Below are 22,231 nucleotides of genomic sequence, written 5' to 3' on the forward strand. Positions count from 1 at the left end.
GTTGCCCGTAAAATTAGTTTGTTTTCACAGCTGTTTCCTGTTTTTTATACAGATTCAGCAAAGCTTCGTCCGCATAGGTTTCGTCGACTGCGGCTTGTTCAACTGCATCATATGCCATCGTGTTGGTTACGATCACCATCGTTGTCGTGTCATAGCCGGCTTCTTTTATTTTTTCCGGGTCAAAGGTGCCGAGTACATCACCCTTCCTGATGCGGTCCCCGGCTTTTACATTGGAATGGAAATGTTCCCCGTTTAAGTTGACGGTATCAATGCCGACGTGGATCAATACTTCTGCCCCGCGGTCGGATTGCAAGCCGTATGCATGGCCGGTCGGAAAAGCAACAGATACTTGTCCGTCAAATGGAGCGACCACTTTTCCTTCTTCCGGCACAACGCCAACCCCTTTTCCCATCGCTTCCGAGCTGAAGACCGGATCATTTACAGAGGTTAACGGAACAACGCGGCCTTTTACCGGATTGTAGACAATTTCGTTCAGCTCCATGCCGGCTGTATCCACTTTTGGCAGTTCTTTTTGTTCCGCTTCCATTTTGCTTTCCACAGCTGCCGTTTTCTTTTCCGTCAGGCTTTTCTTGCCCATTTGTACGTTTGCGAGCATTTTTTCATTGTTTTCTTCATTAAAACCGAAGATCAATACAAGTACGAACGCAATCGCCCATGCGGCAACACCCGCAACAGCTTCCATGGCAACGCTTGAACCTTTGCCGATAAACAGCGGAAGTTCAAAGAAATTCATAATCGGCGTGTACTGAAAAGCTTTTACACCGGCAAAACCAGCAATAGCGCCGCCGATCGCACTGCCGGCCAAACCGAAAATAAAACCTTTTTTATATTTCAAGTTGATGCCGTATATCGCAGGCTCTGTAATGCCGAAGAAGTTACTGATTGCAGCGGAAACGGCGATTTCCCTGTTTTTCGATTTTTTTGCTTTGAAAATCGCGCCTGTCACCGCCCCAAACTGTCCGAAAACGGCAACAAACATCATCGAAAGCAGCGTATCATAACCATAGTTTTGAATGTTAATCAGTGAGATTGGCAAAATCCCCCAATGCAGCCCAAAGACGACAAACACCTGGAACAGCCCGGCCAGAATAAATCCAGCAACAGCAGGACTTAAGCTGTACAAGTATTGATAGCCGTAAGCAAGACCCATGCCGATCGCATTGCCTAATGGGCCGATCACGATAAAAGTGAGGGCGCCGGCAACGAGCAAAGTGAAAAACGGCACAAACACAAGCTGGGCAACAGCCGGTAAATGTTTCTTAAACCATCTTTCAATATAACTCATCATCCAAATGGCCAAAATGGTCGGAATCACTGCACCGCCGTACTGTTTAAAGTTGATGGCGTAATCGGCAATGTGGCCGATTTTTGGAATCGCGCTGTCTGTCAGCGGGTAAATCATCGCTGCAGCAAGAGCAACAGAGATAAACCGGTTTGTGTTAAACTTATCCGCCGCCGTAATCGCAATAAAGATCGGCAGCAATGTAAACACACCGGTTGCAAGCGCGTCCAGGATGCTGTACCAGACGGATGATTCAGACACGATATGGGTGTTTGCCAAAAGGATGGCAACGCCTTTTAAAACGCCAGCACCAGCCAGGACGGAGATAAACGGCGTAAAAATACCGGAAAGCACTGCCACAAAGCGGTCGAAAATATTGCCTTTTTCTTCGCTTTCTTCTGCAGCCGCATCGTTTTCAGCCCCCGCATCGGAAGCCGTAAAATGATACTGGTCCATAATGGCGTTATAAACAGGAACGACTTCATCCCCGATCACGACTTGGTACTGTCCGCCTGCATTCACCGCCGTCAGTACATTTGGTAAGCCTTCCAGCACTTCTTTGTTTGCCTTGCCTGTATCTTTTAACCGGAAGCGCAAACGGGTGGCACAGTGCACAAGCGACTTTACATTATCAGGCCCTCCGACATTTGCCACAATATCGCGGGCAAGCTGTGAGTAATCTTTCTTTGCCATGCAAAATCCTCCTCAAATCATGATGGTTTCCGGAAACAGACGTGCAGCAATTCCCCAGGAAAATAAAAAGGCATGAGGAAAAAGCGGGAAGACTGTGGCGGCTGCCACTCCCGGCATCTTTTTCACTCATGCCTGATCGAATCAGTAACACGTTATGATAACTATTGATTATTTTTTTATGGAACCCGTTTCAGACGCATGCTGCCAGAAAAACGGCTTTCTGCATCGTATACCGGTTTTTTACTGTTTGCTGCATCATTCACAATTTCCACGACAAATTATAGCACCATAGGTTTCCTGTTTCAAGAAAAAAATTAAAAAAGCATTCTACATCCCGGCATGAAAAATCACGGCGTTTTGCCATATATTCAGCCTTTCATCACGCATGCCATGTATGCCCGCGATCAGGATGGCGTTTCATGATTCCATTTTGGTTTGAATCCGCTGCAGATGCATCGTCAGGTAAACGGCTTCTGCTTCGTACACCGGTTTTTGTAATGCTTGTTGCATGATTTTGATCAATTTCCACGACAGATTATAACACCGCGGGTATTCCTGTTGCAGAAAATGATTCAATTTCTCGGGCTCCTCCACTTTTTCCCCCGTCAGCACGCGGTCAATCGTATAGCGCAAATGGCGGACAAGGCGCATGTAATGAATACTGTCTTTGTCAAAAGTCATTTTAAATTCATGCTCAACCGTGGAAATGAGCTGCCCGATCAGATGGGAATGCCGGCTTAATTCGGAAAGTTGCTTATCCGTTACGGCACTGTGGATGTGCAAGGCAATAAACCCGGCTTCCCCTTCCGGCAAATAGACGTCCGTTGCTTCATTGATATAATCCACTACTTCGCAGGCAATTTCGTATTCGCGCGGATAGAGAATTTTCGTTTCGGCAACGAACGGATTTTTGACAGCCAGCCCTTTCCGGATCCGGTCGATCGCAAAAGCAATATGGTCTGTCAAGGCAACATGGATATGTTCATTTAAAGGAGAATCCGCCCGGCTGCGGATCATTTCAATCGCCGAAATGACCACTTCAAGGGTTTGATTATCAATAGAAGGAATCAGCTTCATATACTGTTCCTGTTCTGTTTCGTTTTTCAGCACAAACATTTTTTCAGCGGATGCCTGCGGGATGGGCTCCCCTTTTTTTCGGTTAAAACCAATCCCCTTTCCAATCAACACCGTTTCTTCATAGCGGGGGTGGGAGGCAACAAGTACATTATTGTTTAAAACTTTTTTAACGATAAAAGCTTCCATTTCAATCCCCCTCGGCTATAGTACAATATGATTAGTTTAAATGAAATGCGCCGGTTTTTCAATTTCAAGCGCCATAAAAAAACTTGCAGAGCGCGCTCTGCAAGTTTTTTGGGCACTATTTTAAGAAAATAAAATACAGTAAGAAGACGACAAAGAAGAAATACATGACCGGATGGATTTCTTTGATTCTTCCTTTTACAATCATCGTAATCGGATAAAAGATGAAACCAATGGCAATCCCGGTTGCGATGCTATAAGTGAGCGGCATGGCAATCAATGTAAGGAAAGCCGGTACGGCAATTTCGAATTTATCCCATTCAATATGACGCAAGTTCGATACCATCAGCACGCCGACAATGATGAGCGCCGGTGCTGTGACGTTGGTAGTAATGACTGATAAAAGCGGGAAGAAAAAGATCGATAAAATAAAGAAACAGGCCGTAACAAGAGAAGCAAAACCGGTTCTTGCCCCTGCGGCAACCCCTGACGAAGACTCGACAAAGGAAGTTGTCGTCGAAGTCCCGAGCACAGCCCCAATAATGGTCGCAATGGAATCTGACACAAGTGCCCGTCCTGCATTCGGCAGTTTGTTGTCTTTCATGAGCCCTGCCTGGTTTGCAACCGCCACAAGCGTTCCGGCATTATCAAAAAAGTCGACAAAGAAAAACGTTAAAATAGCACCAATCATTTGCGCCGACCAGAAAGAGGAGTCCCCGAATGAACTGAACAGCGCGCCGAACGTCGGACTTAAACTTGGAACCGAACTGACAACTTGATGCGGCACCTTCAACAATCCAAAAATCATCCCGACAATACTTGTAAGAATAATGCCGTAAAAAACGGAACCTTTTATCCCTCTTGTCATCAGAATAACGGTGACCACAAGCCCGAAAATGGAAAGCAGAACAGGCCCTTTTGACAAATCCCCCAAGGCGACAAACGTTGCATCATCCCCGACAATAATGCCGGCATCTTTCAGCCCGATAAACGTGATGAACAGGCCGATGCCTGCACCGATCGCGTGTTTTAACTGGATCGGAATGGCGTTGATCAATTTTTCGCGGATGCCCGTCAGTGTGAGCAGAAAGAAGAAAACGCCGGAAATAAAGACAGCGGCGAGTGCGTGCTGCCAAGGAATTTTGTAGCTCAGGACGACTGTATAAGCAAAAAAGGCATTCAATCCCATGCCAGGAGCAAGCGCGAGTGGATATTTCCCAAAAAGGCCCATCACAATTGAACCGATCGCGGAAGCAATGGCGGTGGCCACAAATACAGCCCCCTGGTCCATATGCATGGAAGCCGGAAGTCCCTTTACGCTGGCAAGCGACAATGTCAGCGGATTTACGGCCAAAATATAGGCCATAGCCAAAAAGGTTGTCAGTCCGCCAATAAATTCCTGGCGGTAACTTGTTCCGATTTTTTCAAACTCAAAATAGTTCTTCATGTTGCCTTATCCCTCCTGTGGAATTTCCAAATTCGCCATAACAGAAAAACGTTCCGAACGTAAACGCCCGAAACGCCAGACTTAAGGAATGAGGAGGGGCAAAGGTTGCTATTTTTATACGATTGCCCTCAGACTCTATCTCATTACCTCGTAGTCAAGCTATTTACGGCAGCTTGGTAGAAACGTTCAGGCCATATCCCTGAATATATACGATGGTATTGCATATTGAATTGACAAGATTGATTGTAACGGGAAAGTGAAAAGAAGTCAATAGAAAACACGAACATTTTCCTCTTGCTGCAGGTTAATATTCGTTCGTTTGTGGGCCGCCATTTTGTTAAAAATAAAATTTTTGGGCTGGCAGAGAACCGATTTTTCATTTATCCGCCCCCAATTCACGAAATAGAGAGCCCCATTTTTCGCTTTTCGCCAGTTGCAGGAAAGGACATCATCCCTTAGAATGAGCATATATTCGACAAAGGAGGTGGAAAAATGGCAGAAGTCACAAACGAAATGCTGCTTACGGCCATCAAAGAACTGTCCGGCGAAGTCCTTTCAATGAAGGCAGAGATGAAAGAAATGAAAGCAGACATCGCCGGACTGAAAGAGGATGTTGCCGAGCTGAAGCAAGATGTTACAGTGCTAAAACAGGATGTTGCTTCCCTGAAAAGCGAAATGGCAGAAGTAAAGCAGGATGTTGCAGGTTTGAAACAGGATGTCGCAGTGCTAAAACAAGATGTTGCCGAGCTGAAGCAAGATGTTGCAGTGCTGAAACAGGATGTTGCTTCCCTGAAAAGCGAAAGAGCAGAAGTAAAGCAGGATATCGCGGGCATGAAAAAAGATTTGGACAACCTCGACAACTATTATGCCAGGCTGGATGATAAAATGGATGTCTTGTTCGAAGACTTAATAAATGTCAAGACGGATATCCGCCACTTAAAAAAAGCCCGATAAGAAGCTTCCATTTTGCGCAGCGGACAGCCTGCGTTTTTTTCTTTTAAAAACCCCGCCATATACACGGAATAAACCATGCCAGCAGGCGGGGACCAACATTTTTTAAAACCACTCCGTACCAAAAGGCAGGCCCGGATCTACTATTGGTACTGGGCCTCGTGCAGTTTTGCAAAAATCCCCCCGCGGGTAAGGAGCTCATCATGGCGCCCTTGTTCGGCAATTCCATCCTTGGTGACGACAACAATCCGGTCAGCATTGCGAATGGTCGCCAGCCTGTGCGCAATGACAAGCGTTGTCCGGTCTTTTGCCAGTTCATCCAATGCCGCTTGGATTTGCCTTTCGGTTTCCGTATCAAGGGCAGACGTTGCCTCATCCAGGATTAAGATGGGCGGATTTTTCAAAAACATGCGCGCAATCGCCAGCCGCTGCTTTTGCCCACCGGAAAGCTTAAGGCCGCGTTCGCCGATTTGCGTATCAAACCCATCAGGCAGCGCACGGATGACCTCTTCCAAATGGGCGCGCCGGGCTGCTTCTTCAATTTCTTCATCTGTTGCATCCAATTTTCCGTACGCAATGTTTTCGCGGATGGTGCCGGCAAAAAGGAAGACATCCTGCTGAACAATGCCAATCTGCGAGCGGAGCGATTTTTTCGTCATATTGCGGATATCCATTCCGTCAATGGTAATGCTGCCGCTATTCACATCGTAAAAGCGTGGGATCAGGGAGCAAATGGTCGTTTTCCCTGCACCAGAAGGCCCAACAAATGCAACCGTCTCCCCGGCACGGATTTTGAGATTCAGCCTCTTTAACACAGGCTGGCCGCCCGGATAAGCGAAGCTGACATTGTTGAACGCGATGTTGCCGTTTAACGCCGGAACCTCGACCGCATTTTCCCTGTCCCGGACATCCGGCGTGCGGTCCAGTAATTCTGTAAACCGTTTAAAACCGGCCATCCCTTTCGGATACAGCTCCATGATCGCACTGATTTTATCAATCGGCTTGAACAGCACGTTCACATACAGCACAAAACCGACCAGCTCGCCGTATTTCAATTCCCCGCTGTATACCAGCCATGCCCCGTATACAAGGACGACAAGGACGATCAGCCGGCTCATCATATACGTGCTGGAATTGGTCAGCGCCATCGTTTTATACGCAAGCAATTTCGCTTTCCGGAACCGTTTGTTATTTTTCTGGAACTGCGTGATTTCATAATTTTCATTCGTAAATGACTGGACGACGCGGACCCCTGCCACACTGTCCTCGACACGCGCATTCACTTCGGCAATCTCGCCGTACATTTTGCCCCATGCCTCGTTCATTTTCATATTGCAATACGTGATGATCCAGACCAAAAACGGCACAATAATAAGGGTGACAAAAGCCAGTTTGGCATTGACCGTAAACATAATGCAAAACGCGCCGAGAAACGTCATGACGGCAATAAAAGCATCTTCCGGACCGTGGTGGGCAAGTTCGCCGATGTCAAAAAGATCGTTTGTGATCCTGCTCATGACGTGGCCGGTTTTCACATTATCAAAAAATGAAAAAGACTGCCGCTGCACGTGTACAAACAATTCTTTGCGCATATCCGTTTCAATATTGAGGCCGAGCTGATGCCCCCAGTAGGTGACGATGTACTGCAAATATGTGCTGATCAAATAGAGGAAAAGCAGCGCGATGCTGACGCTCGTAATCGTTGCCCATTTTCCGCTCGGCAGCAGGCTGTCAATAAACCACTGGACACAAAGCGGAAAGGCCAGTTCAAAAACAGCGACAATCACCGCGCTCGTAAAATCCAGAATAAACAGCTTTTTATGCGGCAAATAATAGGAAAAAAAGCGGCGTAACATATGTCCCCTCCTGTCAAAAAATTAGTTGGAAGCATTCCGTGTAGAAACAAGCCATTTTCTCTTTGCAATCACGGCCAGCCGGACCGAAAACACAATGGCCAGCACCGTCAGCGCAGCGATCATCAGCACAACCCCGTTCCATCCGAGCCGGCTGTAGAACACGCCCCCGACTGTCCCGCCGATGCTCGAGCCGATATAATAAAAGAATAAGTACAATCCGGAAGCCTGCGCTTTATCATGGGAGGAAAGGCGGCCAACCCAGCCGCTTGCGATCGAATGGCCGGCAAAAAAGCCGAATGTGAACACGGCAATGCCAAAAATTTTCAGCCATAAAGATGGAACAAGCGTAATCGAGGCCCCCAGGAGCACAATAAGGAGCGAAAGCTGCAAAATTTTCCGCCTGCCGTGCCGGTCCGCAAGCATCCCCATCCATGCCGAGCTGAATGTACCGACAAGGTAGACGATAAAAATGAAGCCGACGACCGTCTGGCTCAGCGAATACGGCGGCGCAATTAGCTGGAATCCGATGTAATTATACAGCGAAACAAAGCTCCCCATTAATAAAAATCCAATCAAAAACAAATAAATCAGGCCCGGTTCCGCAAGCTGGCGGACAAGGCTTCCCGCCAGTTTCCCGATTTCAAACTTCCGGGCAGTAAAGTGGGAAGACGGCGGCAGCACGGCCCAGAACAGGATGCTTGCGAGCAGGCTGATCACCCCGATCGACGCCAGCGCCACATGCCAATTGAAAAAGTCGGTCAAAGTTCCGCAGATGATCCGCCCTGCCATGCCCCCGATCGAATTCCCGCTGATATATAACCCCATCGCAAGTCCGAGGCTTGACGGCAAAATCTCTTCCCCCAGGTATGCCATGGCAACAGCCGGCAGCCCGGCAAGCACAAGGCCCTGCAGCACCCGGCAGACAATCAGCAAATGATAAGTCGGGGCAAAAGCGGTCAGGATGCAGAGGGCAGACGAAGCAATCAGTGAAAAAGACATCACGGATTTTCGCCCGAACACTTCCGACAACGATCCGGCAATCAGCATGCTCACGGAAAGCGTTACGGTGGTAGAAGACAGGCTCAGGCTCGACATTGTCGGCGACAGGTGAAACTGCCTGGCAATATCCGGCAGAAGCGGCTGCATCCCCCAGAGAATCGCAAACGTATTGAATCCCCCGGCAAATAGCGCAAGATTTGCCAGGCGGAATTTTCTTGTCCCTTGCTCGATGTATTTCATGTCTGCACAAACCCCTTTGCTGCAAATTCAAAAATTCCGTACCATACTATCTATCATAACCTTTTTTTCTTTCTGTTCCAATCATTCAATCCCACACGCCCATGCCGCAAAGAATGCGCCCGCAAAATAGAAAGAACAAAGCGGAAAGATAAAAAACAGAATGTATGCCGGGTGCAATTCAGCTATAATGGAAAGAAGAAAAGGCGGGGACGGAGGGAAAAGGATGGATAAAATTAAAATTGTGATTGCCGATGACAATTCCTTTATACGCGAAGGGTTAAAAATCATTTTATCGTCATACGAAGAGTTCGAAGTCATGGCAACAGTCGGAAACGGCAAGGAAGCGGTAGCATATTGCCTTAACCAACCGGTTGACATCGCCCTTTTGGATGTACGGATGCCGGAGATGAACGGCGTCGAAGCTGCGAAAATCATTGCAGCCCAAACATCTGCCAAACCGATGATCCTGACCACCTTTGACGATGACGAATATATTGTCGATGCATTAAAAAACGGGGCAAGAGGCTACTTGCTGAAAAATAATGATCCTGAAAAAATCCGGGATGCCATCAAAAGTGTCTATAACGGCAACAGCATTTTCCAGGATACGGTTCTCGATAAAATTAAATCCAATTTAAGCAGCAGAGAACCGGAACCGAAAATAGACATGAAAAAGTTCACGGAAAGAGAACGTGAAATCATGTCCCTGATTGCAAAAGGCTTTTCCAATAAAGAAATTGCCAAAACCTTGTACATTTCAGAAGGAACGGTCGCAAATTACATTACCTCCATTTTTGGCAAAACAGGGCTTGAGCACCGCACACAGATTGCCGTTTATTATCTTACAGGGAAAGGGAACAAAACATGGAATCCCGGCTGATTGCGGCAAAGCTGGCACTTATTGGCTGGGCTGCTTTCATGGCTGTTCAGGAAGATTTGCCTCTGGCTCCCGCTGTATTCCTGCTTCTACTCTATTTTATAGCAAATATCGCGATGTACATTTGGAACAGGAAGGCGTTTCCCGCTTTTTTTGCGGCCTGCTCCATCGGTATTGCCGGTTTCGGCGCTTTATATGTGAATCCCCTGTTTGTCATCTTCGCGCCGCTATCGGTTTTGGAGCTCGCCGCAAGGTGGCCCGTTCCAAGATCGATACAGGCGCTCATCCTGCTTGTACCCGTTTTTTATTTAAAAACTGGGACAGCCGGCCAGTATGTTTTCTCGGCAGCCTTCAGCTGGATCATTTGGGATACGGCCATTACGTACGCAGACCGACTGGAAAAGAAAGAACAGCAGCTTGACCGGCTGCGCACTTCAGTCCAGAGGCTCGCGCGCCGCCTGAATGAAAACGAGGAATTCATCCGCCAATCTGAATACACCTACCGGCTGGAAGAACGGAACCGGATTTCGCAGGAAATTCACGACAATGTCGGCCACGCGATGACCGGCGCACTCATCCAGATGGAAGCGGCAAAAAGCCTTCTGGAAAAAGATCCCGCACAGGCACGGGCGTTACTGCAAAACGCCATCACCATTACAAAAGAAGGAATTGAAAGCATCCGGCTGACGCTGAAACAAATGAAACCGCCCGTTGAACAAGTCGGCATTCACCGGCTGCAGCTTGCTTTAGATGCGTTTTCCGCAAGATATGAACTTGAAACAGTGCTCACTTACAGCGGCAATCTCGACTGCATTACCCATGTACAGTGGAAAATCATTCAAGAAAATGTGAAAGAAGCGCTGACCAATGCGCGCAAATATGCCGATGCATCACAGATTGCCATCAACATTCAAATCCTTAATAAAATCATCAAAGCAGAAGTAAAAGACAATGGCAAAGGTGCCGCCAAAATCAAAAAAGGGATTGGCATTACCGGCATGGAGGAACGAGCAGCAACACTTGGAGGCCATGTCATCACCGACGGTTCGCACGGTTTTTCCGTGACCACCCTGCTTCCCATTGAGCCGTGAACAGCCTCACCTTCAAAACATGAATTTTTTCATATGAAAGTCATGAACGATCCCACTTACCGGGTATCGTTCCTTTTTTTATACTAAAGTCATAAAGGAAGTCAGGGGGAAAGAAACCATGAACGTATTGGAAATCCGGAATTTGACGAAAAAATTCGGCGACTTTATTGCGGTCGACCGGATCTCACTGCAAGTAAAGGAGGGGGAAATTTTCGGTTTTCTCGGGGCAAACGGCGCCGGCAAAAGTACGACGATCAACATGATTGCCGGCCTGTTAAGAAGCAATGGCGGGACCATTGAAATCCTCGGGAAAAACATCATGAAAAATAAACGGTTTGCGAAAATGAATCTCGGCATTGTCCCGCAGGATCTCGCCATTTACGAAGATTTAACCGCTTTTGAAAATGTCCGTTTTTTCGCCGGGCTCTATGGCCTGCGCGGCAGTGAACTGGATGCGAAAACAAGGGAAGCACTCGCTTTTGTCGGCCTTGGGGACCACCATAAAAGCACACCGGACAAATTTTCCGGCGGGATGAAGAGGCGCCTCAATATTGCCTGTGCGATCGCCCATCAGCCGAAACTGATCATCATGGATGAACCGACAGTCGGGATTGACCCGCAGTCCCGCAATTATATTTTAAACTCCGTACGTAAACTGAATGAAATGGGCTGCACCATTATTTATACGAGCCATTACATGGAAGAAGTGGAAGAAATCTGCACAAACATCGCGATTATTGACCATGGGAAAATTATTGCAGAAGGCACAAAGGAGCAGCTGAAGTCGATCATCACAGACAAAAAAGAAGTCCGGATTGAAGTGAAAACAGATGCGGCCGATGCCGCGGAAATCAGGAAGATTAAAGGCGTTGAAACGGTATCCGTCCATGAAAGCACGATCCGGATCCAGTCGGATGCAAGCATTAACAATTTAAATCTGATTCTTGAATTTTTGATCAGCCGGCATATTGAAATTAAGGCCCTGCAGGAAAAAGAACCGAACCTTGAAACGGTATTTTTAACCTTAACCGGCCGGAATTTAAGGGATTAGGGAGGAGAAAAGTGATGTCAAGCATCCTGCACATCTTAAAAAAAGAAGTAATAACCGCATTTCGCAACAAACGCACCATTATTTTCATGCTTGCATTCCCGCTCGTTTTAATGCTTGTGCTCGGTTCCGCCCTTTCGAATGCATTTGACAAGACGGTTTCGGTCGGCGAGATTCACGTGTTGTACAAAAGCAGCCTGGATAAAAATGCCGCACCCTATTTCCATACATTCCAACAGTATGCGGAAAAATCAGATATCCATTTTGAAAAGGCCGGCAAAAACACGGACGGATTGAAAGAAGTAAAACTTGGCAACGCGGATGGTTACGCCGTTGTAAACGGCCGGGGCATCCGACTGTATACGAACGGAAGAAACAGCATAAAAGGCAGTATTTTAGAAGGGGTATTTTCGGCTTTTACCGACCAGTACAATCTTGCTGCCGAAGTGATGAAAACCGCGCCCGAAAAAGCCGGGGCTGCCTTCGGGAAGGTCAAAAACAATTACATTCAAACAGAATCGCTGCTGCCGAAAAAGCAGCCCGGTTCAATGGATTATTATGCGATCGTGATCACCACAATGATATGTCTGTATGCGTCTTTAGGATCGAGCACTTTAATTGCAGGGGAGCGCATCCGAAAAACAGCTGACAGGCTTATCGCCGCCCCTGTCAGGAAAAGCAGTATTTTTATCGGAAAGCTTTTCGCGTATGTTTTCGTTTATGCCCTTTGCATCGCACTCCTTATCGTAGTGAGCAAGGTCGTTTACAAAGCGAATTGGGGAGACCATCTACCGCTTGTCTGTCTCCTGCTTTTGACAGAAATCATTTTTTCCGTCAGTATTGGCATCGGCGTCAGTATGTTCAGCAAATCTGCAGGTGCCAGAGCCATCCTGAACATTTTTATCCAACTTGCCTCGTTTTTTGGCGGCGCCTATTTCAAAATTGAGCATGCTGGCAAATTGCAGGCCCTTTTAAACCTTTCGCCGCTGACATGGATCAACCAGGCGATTACGAAAATCATTTACAACAATGATTTATCTGCTGCCATCCCGGTCGCGGCAGCTAATCTTTGCATTGCCCTATTGATTCTTTTGATTTCTGTAACCGCACTGCAAAAAAGGGAGGGTTTGTAATGAAAGACGTTTTATGGCTGGCCCGCAACACATTAAGCAAAACCTTTCGAAAGAAAAGAAATGTTCTCCTGTATATCGGGTTGCCTTTTATCAGCATCTTTATCGCTTTCCTTGTATACGGCGGGAGCGGTGTAAAGGCCCTCCACGTCGGCATCGTGGATAAAGATCACAGCCAAATTGCCGCTGATACGGTCCATTTCCTGAGCGGGCTGAACAATGTCAAAACAGCCGCAATTTCGCAATCCGAAATGAAAAGCCAATTGGCGGACGGAAAGCTCGACTGTGCCATTATTTTTGAAAGGGGGTTTGCCGAAAGTGTCCGGAGCGGAAATCCTGCCCATATCCGGATGACTTCAATTAAGGGAGCAGAAGTAACAAAGTTTATTCAATCCTATTTATATCAATACATCGGTCATATCGTATCCATCAGCAAAGTATCATCAGGAAACGAACAGGCTTTTCAAACGATGTATGATGAGTTCCAAAAAGCTTCCTATAAAGTGAAAACCATTCATTTGCAGGATCTTTCCCAATCCAATGATTTGACCTACCAGACGATGGGCGTGCTTATCCTGTTTATGCTCATGTCTGCTTTCAATTTGTCTGAACTGATTCTTGCCGAAAGAGAAAACCGCACGTATTTCAGGCTGTTGTCTTCGCCGGTCAGCGCTGGCAAGTATGTATTGTCCAATGTACTTTGCAATCTGATCGTGATGGCGGTCCAAATTGTATTGATCACAGCAGCCATGAAGGATGTTTTCCATATGACGATGAATCTTTCCATCTGGCAAATGTCAGCTGTCATGTTCCTGTTTGCCTGGATTTCAACCGGCATTTCTTTAATGATGGTATCATTGTCAAACAGCCGGAATGCTTTTAACTCGCTGCAAACATTAATCGTCGTACCGACGTGCATGCTTGCCGGCTGCTTCTGGCCGGTGGAAATCATGCCGAAAGCCCTGCAGAAAGTATCCGATTTCCTGCCCCAGCGCTGGACATTGGAAACCCTGGACAAATTGCAAACCGGCCATCCGCTCAGCAGTCTGTATTTAAACATTTTGATCCTGATTGCCTTTGCGCTTTGTTTCTTCCTGTTCGCCATTTACCAGTTCAGCAGAAACCGCAATACCCGCAACTTTGTATAGTTCCTGCAAAAAGAGAGGCAGATCCGCCTCTCTTTTTGGCATGTTGCGGGCTAAGGTTACATAGGTTGCTTTGCTCCGCTGCAGCCAATCGATCCGCAGGCCGCAAAGGACCAGGAACACCCCATTCACCTGCTTTTCAATTCCGCAAGTTCCCGTTTGGATCCCCGTTCCCGCTTGCCAGCTCTGCCACCTTCAATTCCACTAACGGGCTGTATCTCTGATGTGGTACCAGCCCCAAGCATTCATCCAGAGGGTAATGCGAACCCCCTCTCTTGTCATGCATGAATGAGCGTTTAAAATTCACACTTCCAAATAGAAACTGAACGCTCCTGTAATCACTCCGGCAGTACTGCCATCCTTCCGCCTGTTTCTTCAGTCTAATCGTTTGATCTAACTTCTCAAATACGTCCCCAACCCATAGTGTAAAAACTTTTTGCATCAGAATTTTAACCTGTTCTTCAAATTCAATAAGACTCTTTGTATCCTTTAATAATCCAGCAATTATTGATATAATATCCATGGGAAGACCTCTCTCTAGATGTTCATTTCATGGTGTACATTTAGATGATAGAGTGTCTTCCTATTTTTTTCCACTCATCTGCCCCTGCGAGTAAAATTTTACACATACCTTTTTATGAGCCATAATTTTAATACAATCAAAGGGCCTATGCCAGCCCTTTGATTGTAAATCTTTTGTTGTATACATCTTAAACAGAATTTTTATCCTCAGACCGCCATATGCTTCCGGATTGCCCAGGTTTAAAAGCCGGTACTCCCGCGTTTCCACATCTTTTTTTCAGGAAAAACCTCTTGCTGAATTTTCTGGCCAGCAGTACAATAATCTACTGTATTTCCTGCCAAATCCCAAGCTGCCTGTTCTTATCTGTCAGGGAAACTATGCCGCCAACTACCATTTATGTTTTTTATTTCAAATTATAAAATAATAAATAACAGAATTATAGGTGTATTTTGTAGGGGATTAAAACGAATCCTTCCTATACTTTGTATGAAAATGAAAAATAAGACCAATATTTTTACAACAGCCCTTTAACTTTTTCAATATAAATGTTTACATGTTTTCTCAAAAGTCTTTCCTTAAGTTCTTTAGCTTTTAATTTTTTAGAACAGTTTAAAATATTGCTTGTCTTTCCATAATTATAGCATTCTATAATACCAAAATAAAACCTGCAAATGTTTAAACCGGGCCGGGCTGGTTTTCTTCCCTGTTTCTTTTAATCTTCTCCCTGTAAATGGTCCCATAAATATTCGTCTCCTTTTATATCCACCTGAGTGCTTAGAAATTTCCTATTTTATGCATCCTGCTGAAATCTACGGAACCGCTTGCAAAAATACACCAATCTTTAACATTTTCTCTCCTGCCACTTTGCTACAATTCATATAGGGTAAATATTTGGAAGAATTCACAAGGGAGTGATCATAATGAATGGCGCCAACCAGCAAATGAAGAAAACCAAATGGCAATGGGTTTGGATCGCTGCTGCTTTTGCCGCTCTGATTGCGATTACGCTTCTCCCGCATACGAAAGGCCTGCCGGTAGCCGGCCAACGTGCACTCGCCATCCTTGCCTTCGCACTGATTTTATGGGTGACGGAAGCCGTTTCCTATCAGGTCAGCGCCGCCATGATTGTCGGGTTAATTGCACTCTTGATCGGACTTGCGCCAAGTATCCAGGATCCTGCACAAATGACGGGAACAGGCAATGCCCTGGCCATGGCCCTCAGCGGATTCAGCAGCTCTGCCGTTGCTCTTGTGGCCGCTGCCTTATTTCTGGCTGCTGCCATGCAGGTAACCAATCTTCATAAACGGCTTGCCCTCTGGATCTTGTCCCGTGTCGGCACGAAAACGAGCAACCTCGTCTTTGGCGCGATCCTTGTTTCCATCGTATTGGCATTTTTTGTCCCGAGCGCCACTGCCCGTGCCGGTGCCGTGGTCCCGATTTTACTCGGAATGGTGGCTGCATTCGGGCTGCCGAACAACAGCAAACTCGGCGCATTGCTGGTGATTACTTCCGTACAGGCAGTTTCCATTTGGAACATCGGCATCAAAACGGCGGCCGCCCAAAATATGGTCGCACTCGGGTTTATTCAAAAAGAATTTGAAACAGACATTACATGGAGTTCCTGGTTTTTATATGCCGCTCCGTGGGCAATCATCATGTCCATCCTTTTGTTTTTCGTGATGACCCACTTAATCAAGCCGGAAACAAAAGCCCTTGAGGCAGGAAAAGATTTAATCGAAAACCAATTAGAAGAACTCGGCCATTTAAAAGCTTCTGAGATCCGTTTAATCGTGATTTCCCTGCTTTTATTGCTTTTCTGGACGACGGAAGGAAAACTTCATCCTTTTGATACGACCACTGTAACAATTGTTGCGATTGGGATTTTACTGGCACCAAAGATCGGGGTTTTTGATTGGAAAACAGTTGAGCATCTCATTCCGTGGGGAACCGTGATCGTGTTTGCAGTCGGCATTTCGCTCGGTACGGTTTTGTTGGATACCCGCGGGGCACAGTGGCTGTCTAACAAAATATTCGGCTCGCTCGGTCTGGAAACGATGCCGCTCATCGCTACGATTGCCCTTGTAGCTTTGTTCAATATCCTGATTCATCTCGGCTTTGCGAGTGCGACCAGCCTGTCTTCAGCACTGATTCCGATCTTTATTGCACTCACCTCCACGATCCATCTGGGTGACAACCGGATCGGATTTGTCCTGATCCAGCAATTTGTCATCAGCATCGGTTTCCTGCTCCCGGTCAACTCGCCGCAAGCCATGCTTGCATACGGGACAGGCGCTTTTACGGCAAAAGATTTTCTGAAATCAGGCCTGCCGTTGACTATTATCGGTTATCTATTAGTCTTATTGTTCAGCATGACATACTGGAAATGGGTCGGATTGCTGTAAACAGGCTCTTTGATATAAAGGCAAATGGGGATGGTTTAATGGACAGCAACCGGGATATCATTTTGGAAAAAATCAGGAATAACCAGGCATGGTATGAATACGGTACTGCCCGGTTCAAAAGGATTTTGTCAGAGAATAAAGGAAAGATGCAGGCGGATGGCACGCATTATTATGATGAAAAAACAGACCGGCTTGAGCAACAGCGTTATTACCGGAAAGCCCGAAAGCACCCTGCATCTGGCCCGGCGTTATTTGCACTTTACCATGATCTCGTGCAAAAAACGCACAAAAACCGGCTGCCGTACCATGTCAGCAAAAACCAGTATTTGGTACATGTGTGGGCCTGCATCCGGGCCATGAACGGCCGCGCGGCTCATTTTACGCCTAAAAAGAACAGGGGTTTCCCGGCCCCTGTTCTGCTTTTACTTTCCAATCCCCTTTATCTCCATTGCCTTCACCGGTAAAAAGGTTTCGCCGGTACTGAGGTAAGTCACCTTCACCTGGTCTCCTTCTTTCAAATAAATGGCCATTGGGACGGTATCCGAGCTGACGGTAAAGTTTTGTCCGCTAGCAAGCAGGAAGGAGACATTGGTATAATCGCCCGTTTTCTCTTTATAAACACGGAGCACCTTGCCGGAAACGGTTTTCGTTTCCGAACCCGATGAGCCGTCAACACTGCTGCCGCCGTGCCGGAGGGCAATTTTATACAACTTAAGCGCAGCATCGGGTGTCGAAGCATTCACCGAGATTTCCGGATTGGCCGCGGAAACGATAAAATACGTCTGCAGAAAACCGTTGGAATCGAGCACAGGCGTCAGCCAGCTGGCTTCGCCGTAAAAATTGTACAAAATCGGCATCGAGCCTTTCCATTTCTTCTCGATAAATTTTTTCTCGACAATTTGCAAATTGCCTTGCGAATCCATATACGATTCCTGCAAATTGCCTGTATAATATGTGGCCTTCCCGGTCCGCGCATTTGTGAGCGAATAGCCGAGCATCGAGTCCACATCTTTTTTCGGGCTCGTAAAATCGGTAAAATAATACATCGTCCCCTTATCATTAAAAATCGGGCTGACATTTGCTTCCGTTCCTTCATCCGTCGGGAGCTTCACATCCCGCTTGCCGAACAGCGTGTTCCAGTAACCGTGGACAAATTTGCCGAAATAACTGTTTTGCAGGCTGACGGCTTCCGGAGAAACAGCACCGTCAATAAAAGCAGGCGCCTGTTTTAAAGAATAGGACTTCATGGCCCCTGATTCCGGATCCACAAGTACAATGCCTTCCGCCTTAAATCCGTTCCTTGCCGATATAAAATGGCCGTAAGTCCGGATATAATACGATTTGCCGTGATCATCCACTTCCACTTGCGGCTCGCCGTAAAAAATCTTTTTCGGATAATGGAGGCGAATGTGGCGGGACAGGTTCTTCTGTAAGAAAGAAGAAGGCGTATAGCGCATATTTTGCTTTACAAATTTTGGATTGTCATCCGCATCTGTTGCGCTCATCACAAAATATCCGGGTGTTTCCCTGCCTTTTAGCCATTTAAAAAATCCGGAAAATTCCACCGGCGCAATATAAACGTATTTGCCGTTCACTTTCTGGATTTGCAGATTTCCCAACTGGTAATAACTTGCATTCGGAACCTGGCCGAATGACTTCTTCATTTTATTGCGCGCAAACTTCGGCGGCACGCTCGCCGGTGTTTCCCGCTCATCAAACGGCTCAATTTCCGTTTTTTGCGCCATTTTCGCTGTGTGATATTTTTCCCCGGCATTCCAAAGCGGCGCTGTCAGCATATACCCGGCGATGCCCAAGGAAACGAGCAAAACGAGCCCCTTTGCGAACTGTTCTTTTCCACTGGCGAGAAAAGCACCGGCAAGAGAAGCAAAAAACAGTGCCGGCCAGAAAACCGATGGGTTCATATCCCTTTTCGTCACGTAGAAAAAAACAGCAGAAAGCACCCACACTAACAGGAATAAAGATAAAAATGTCTTCAGTTTTTCTCCATTTTGCGGCTCGCCGGCGTGTTTCAATTTTTTATCTGAAAAAGGAAATACCAGCACCGCGGCAACCATCGCAAAAATGGCCGTAAAAATGATGAGTAACCCCACATCAACCACCCTTTCTGATCATCTATACGAAAAACTGGAAAAGAAGTTTCATTAAAATAGAAGATGGATGGCATGCGGGGGAGGACTTTTGAAACGGTTTTTGTCAATCTCCAGTTTTAAGCCCCTCTAGCTTCTGGCCGCACAATGGATCATCATGCGGGTCCCGTTACTCAATGCATGCGGCCCGACAGCAGTAAAATGGCCAGCCAAACCGTCCATAAAAAGGCCGGGCCTGCCGTAACCGGAATCACGAAATAGCCAAAATCAAAATGCAGGCACGTGATGATAATGCCAAAAAAGGCGAGCAGGCCGGACCACCGGGCAGAAGCAGAAAACCATTTCGGAAAAGTGCCGCCGGACTGTTTCATCGCCATGCCGTAGCAAAAAATGCCGATCCAGCTGCAGGCAAAACCGAAATAGCCGGACAAAAGCCCGAAGGAAAAAACCGCTTCCCACACTTTGACATCTGTGCCTTTGTTGCCGAGAATCGGGAGAATGGTTAATTCTGAGGCAAGGATCAATATCCAGGCTGCCAGTGCCACAAACATCATCCCTGCGCCAAAATCGGAAGTTTTATTGTTCCTTGCCATGTATGCTTTACTTGCTGCAAGCCCGGCCAGCCATAAGCTGATCGCAATGAGCATGAGGATATGGTCGCCTATCCAAAACTGTGCATGCTTGAACTCGTGATAAGCTTTTTGAAGGTCATATGGATCGACAAGCGGCGGATGCAAAATCGTAGCGGCGAGCATCAAAACCGCGCCAAGCAAAATGAGCCAACCTTCCGGGCGTGCTTTTTTGAATGGATTCATCATAAGCCTCCGCATTCCAGGTTTCTTTCCATTATTTTCCCCTCCGCGGCCGCGCTTCAAACCCACCCCCGGATGTTAAAAACAGGCGTTGAATTTTCATCGCCATAAAAAAGGGGGGCAATGCCTGCTCGCGGCACCGCCCCTCCTGACATGTTAGCAGCAGAAGTTGATAAACGCCCGCTGACACAGCTTTATCATCACTTTTCCTGCGCGATTACAAGTCTATTTTCTTCTCAATCAGATACCCTGTCCCTAAGAATAAGGCGATCATCAACGCCAAATGATAAACAAAAGATGCGATATTTGTGGCGGCAGATCCTGCAATTGCATTAAAGTGCAGCCCGGCGCTATGGTAGTGCATCTGAAGCAGATCATGGTAGGAAGCGGGTGTTTCCACATGGAAAGTGCTCAGGTCTAAATAATACGGTATCCACTGGCTGATTTCGGTGTCAATATAGCCGAATATGCTGCTTAAAATGATAAACAAGACGAACCACAAACAGCCAATCTTTTTATGGCGGAACGTTACTTTGCTGAGTGCCATTGAAAAATAGATCAGCAATAACACACTGACAACGCTAAAAACCATAGATAATGTCATGTAAATGCACGCTTTTATGGATAGAACTTTTGAGATCGCAGAGAAAAGTTTTGATATGTGATCAATATGGAATGGGCTGAAAATCATCACCATTAAGAAGTTGAATAGCACAACGCCAATGCCTAACACCATAAACCAAAACAAAGCAGCGATGAGTTTAGATCCAAGAATTTGATTTCCTGTCAACGGCAATGTAAAGGTAAGGTAGCCACTGTCTTCATACAATTCTTTTCGAAACGAGCCGACGATGTAGAGGAATGCAATGAGAGCCGCACCAAATAATAGCATGACACCAATTGACATAAAGATTTGCGCTGAATGAAACAGCGAGCCTTCCTTATTAGAATAGGCATACATGCTGGTTAAAAGAATGAACACCAAAGCCAATATGCCCAAAATAAACTTGTACGTTCCTCTTATTTCATACTTTACATATTTCAACATCCGGTTTCCCTCCTATGCCCCGAATACTTCTTTATAGATTCCGTCGATTTGCTTGCCCTTTTCTTCCCGTAATTGCTCTGCATTTCCCGTCAAAACAATTCGGCCATTTTTTAAAAAGACCACTTCATCCAGCATGCTTTCCATATCCCTGACTAAATGCGTCGTAATGATCATCGAACTGTTTTCGCGAAAGTTGCCGATAATCGCATCCAATATTTGGTCTCTTGCAACCGGGTCGACGCCGGCGATTGGCTCATCTAGAATATATAATTTTGCATTTCTTGCCAGGACAAGCGAGAGGTTCAGTTTTTCATGCATGCCTTTTGACAACGTATCAATTTTCATGTCTTTTTCCAATTTCATAAAATCAAGTAATGCTTCGAACTTCTTTTCATCGAAATCCTCATAAAAATCCTGATATAATTTTAAAGCATCCTTGATCCGCATCCATTTATACAGAAAATTACGGTCAGGCAAATAAGAAACAATGGATTTTGTTGCCACGCCCACTTTGTGTCCGTCAATCCGTACTTCTCCGCCTGTTTGCCGTAAAAGGCCGGTTAAAATTTTAATCAGCGTTGTTTTTCCGCTCCCATTCGGGCCTAATATTCCAACGACTTTTCCTTCCTCTATCGTTAAATTCAACTGATCGAGGGCTTTTTTACGAAAATAATGCTTTGTCAGCCCGTTCATTTCTACAATATTCTTCATTTTATTCATTCCCTTCCATAAACCTTTCCGATATCATTTTTTTGATTTCATCGGGCTGGAAACCCAAATTTTCCATTTCTCTGAAAAAACGATCTATGACCGCGGCAGCCATGCTTTGTTTTAACTGGCTGATGATAAGGCTGTCCTCTGTTACAAAAGTTCCCATTCCTCTTTGCGTTTTCACCAGCTCTTCCCGCTCCAGTTCCTGATAAACTCTTTGGATCGTATTCGGATTGACTCTCAATTCCTTTGATAATTCCCTGACCGATGGCAGTTTTTCCCCTCTATCGATTTCACCGGAAACCACCTTTGTCTTAATTAAATTCATGATCTGTATATAAATGGGCAAAGAACTGCTAAATTCCACCTTTTCACCTCCAGTACTGTCAACGGCATATTCTCTTTCCGGAGCTGACCCGGCAAGCCCAAACGAAAAGACCCTGAAATCGGAAAAGATTTTTCACGAAATCAGGGCATTATTTGAAAACCAAAATGCCTTTTTACGCAAGCCGGGGCAACGATTCAATGATCCTATCCTGAAAATATAGCCAGCTGAATTTGGATACCGCCTTCACTGCGGTTTGTCT

Annotated in this window: 18 protein-coding genes, 1 pseudogene and 1 riboswitch; of the genes and pseudogenes, 8 read left to right on the forward strand and 11 right to left on the reverse strand. The window is 46.2% G+C overall.

The window, feature by feature from the left end; all coding sequences use genetic code 11:
- Positions 1–13 precede the first annotated feature (13 nt).
- The 3 genes from NST70_RS15525 to NST70_RS15535 all read right to left on the reverse strand — a co-directional run bounded on the left by NST70_RS15525 (position 14) and on the right by NST70_RS15535 (position 4,703).
- Positions 14–1,996, reverse strand: a complete 1,983-nt coding sequence (locus tag NST70_RS15525; protein WP_342475445.1) for a beta-glucoside-specific PTS transporter subunit IIABC — start codon at positions 1,994–1,996, stop codon at positions 14–16.
- 417 nt (positions 1,997–2,413) lie between these two features.
- Positions 2,414–3,259, reverse strand: coding sequence for a transcription antiterminator (locus NST70_RS15530; protein WP_211062380.1), 846 nt, complete (start codon positions 3,257–3,259; stop codon positions 2,414–2,416).
- A 115-nt stretch (positions 3,260–3,374) separates the two neighbouring features.
- Entirely contained in the window at positions 3,375–4,703 is a 1,329-nt protein-coding gene (locus NST70_RS15535) for an NCS2 family permease (protein WP_014096891.1), read from the reverse strand.
- A 131-nt stretch (positions 4,704–4,834) separates the two neighbouring features.
- Positions 4,835–4,936, reverse strand: a riboswitch (purine riboswitch).
- Positions 4,937–5,195: 259 nt separating this feature from the next.
- On the opposite strand from NST70_RS15535, the gene NST70_RS15540 reads away from it, so the two are divergent.
- Positions 5,196–5,657 (forward strand): hypothetical protein, encoded by a 462-nt coding sequence (locus tag NST70_RS15540; protein WP_014096890.1) that lies wholly within the window; start codon positions 5,196–5,198, stop codon positions 5,655–5,657.
- 140 nt (positions 5,658–5,797) lie between these two features.
- On the opposite strand, the gene NST70_RS15545 is transcribed toward NST70_RS15540, so the two are convergent.
- Positions 5,798–7,510: an ABC transporter ATP-binding protein gene (locus tag NST70_RS15545; protein ID WP_342475446.1), complete on the reverse strand. Its 1,713-nt coding sequence runs from the start codon at positions 7,508–7,510 to the stop codon at positions 5,798–5,800.
- 21 nt (positions 7,511–7,531) lie between these two features.
- Positions 7,532–8,749 (reverse strand): MFS transporter, encoded by a 1,218-nt coding sequence (locus NST70_RS15550; protein ID WP_029143104.1) that lies wholly within the window; start codon positions 8,747–8,749, stop codon positions 7,532–7,534.
- 223 nt (positions 8,750–8,972) lie between these two features.
- Here NST70_RS15550 and NST70_RS15555 point away from each other — a divergent pair, with 223 nt between their 5' ends.
- From NST70_RS15555 to NST70_RS15575, 5 genes are all read left to right on the forward strand, one after another.
- The gene (locus NST70_RS15555; protein WP_017551853.1) at positions 8,973–9,629 is read left to right on the forward strand and encodes a response regulator transcription factor; all 657 of its coding nucleotides are present in this window, start codon (positions 8,973–8,975) and stop codon (positions 9,627–9,629) included.
- Positions 9,614–10,717 carry a sensor histidine kinase gene (locus NST70_RS15560; protein WP_017551852.1) on the forward strand — a complete coding sequence of 368 codons (1,104 nt, stop codon included), beginning with the start codon at positions 9,614–9,616 and terminating at the stop codon, positions 10,715–10,717. The genes NST70_RS15555 and NST70_RS15560 overlap by 16 nt, the downstream gene beginning before the upstream one ends.
- A gap of 118 nt (positions 10,718–10,835) precedes the next feature.
- Entirely contained in the window at positions 10,836–11,768 is a 933-nt protein-coding gene (locus NST70_RS15565) for an ABC transporter ATP-binding protein (protein ID WP_017551851.1), read from the forward strand.
- Positions 11,769–11,782: 14 nt separating this feature from the next.
- On the forward strand, positions 11,783–12,898 hold the full coding sequence (locus NST70_RS15570) for an ABC transporter permease (protein ID WP_017551850.1): 1,116 nt from the start codon (positions 11,783–11,785) through the stop codon (positions 12,896–12,898).
- On the forward strand, positions 12,898–14,043 hold the full coding sequence (locus NST70_RS15575; protein ID WP_017551849.1) for an ABC transporter permease: 1,146 nt from the start codon (positions 12,898–12,900) through the stop codon (positions 14,041–14,043). The genes NST70_RS15570 and NST70_RS15575 overlap by 1 nt, the downstream gene beginning before the upstream one ends.
- Positions 14,044–14,180: 137 nt before the next feature.
- Here NST70_RS15575 and NST70_RS15580 read toward each other — a convergent pair.
- Positions 14,181–14,563, reverse strand: a pseudogene (locus tag NST70_RS15580) (UPF0236 family protein); the annotation flags it as partial.
- Between the two features lie 920 nt (positions 14,564–15,483).
- Here NST70_RS15580 and NST70_RS15585 point away from each other — a divergent pair.
- Both NST70_RS15585 and NST70_RS15590 read left to right on the forward strand, forming a co-directional pair.
- The gene (locus tag NST70_RS15585) at positions 15,484–16,965 is read left to right on the forward strand and encodes a DASS family sodium-coupled anion symporter (protein WP_342475447.1); all 1,482 of its coding nucleotides are present in this window, start codon (positions 15,484–15,486) and stop codon (positions 16,963–16,965) included.
- Positions 16,966–17,003: 38 nt separating this feature from the next.
- Positions 17,004–17,429, forward strand: coding sequence for a hypothetical protein (locus tag NST70_RS15590; RefSeq protein WP_342475448.1), 426 nt, complete (start codon positions 17,004–17,006; stop codon positions 17,427–17,429).
- Here the strand turns inward: NST70_RS15590 and NST70_RS15595 are convergent.
- From NST70_RS15595 to NST70_RS15615, 5 genes are all read right to left on the reverse strand, one after another.
- On the reverse strand, positions 17,388–19,076 hold the full coding sequence (locus NST70_RS15595; RefSeq protein ID WP_328228455.1) for a hypothetical protein: 1,689 nt from the start codon (positions 19,074–19,076) through the stop codon (positions 17,388–17,390). The two genes, NST70_RS15590 and NST70_RS15595, sit on opposite strands and share 42 nt — an antisense overlap.
- A 170-nt stretch (positions 19,077–19,246) precedes the next feature.
- Complete coding sequence (locus NST70_RS15600) at positions 19,247–19,888, reverse strand: hypothetical protein (protein ID WP_046721966.1); 642 nt, start codon at positions 19,886–19,888, stop codon at positions 19,247–19,249.
- A gap of 214 nt (positions 19,889–20,102) precedes the next feature.
- Positions 20,103–20,933, reverse strand: coding sequence for a hypothetical protein (locus NST70_RS15605; protein ID WP_260832136.1), 831 nt, complete (start codon positions 20,931–20,933; stop codon positions 20,103–20,105).
- Between the two features lie 12 nt (positions 20,934–20,945).
- Complete coding sequence (locus NST70_RS15610) at positions 20,946–21,644, reverse strand: ABC transporter ATP-binding protein (protein WP_026684635.1); 699 nt, start codon at positions 21,642–21,644, stop codon at positions 20,946–20,948.
- 1 nt (position 21,645) lies between these two features.
- Positions 21,646–22,011, reverse strand: coding sequence for a GntR family transcriptional regulator (locus NST70_RS15615; protein WP_029142962.1), 366 nt, complete (start codon positions 22,009–22,011; stop codon positions 21,646–21,648).
- Positions 22,012–22,231: the final 220 nt, after the last annotated feature.

Origin of the sequence: Weizmannia sp. FSL K6-0777 (assembly GCF_038593185.1) — a bacterium.
GTDB classification, from domain to species: domain Bacteria; phylum Bacillota; class Bacilli; order Bacillales; family Bacillaceae_C; genus Weizmannia; species Weizmannia faecalis.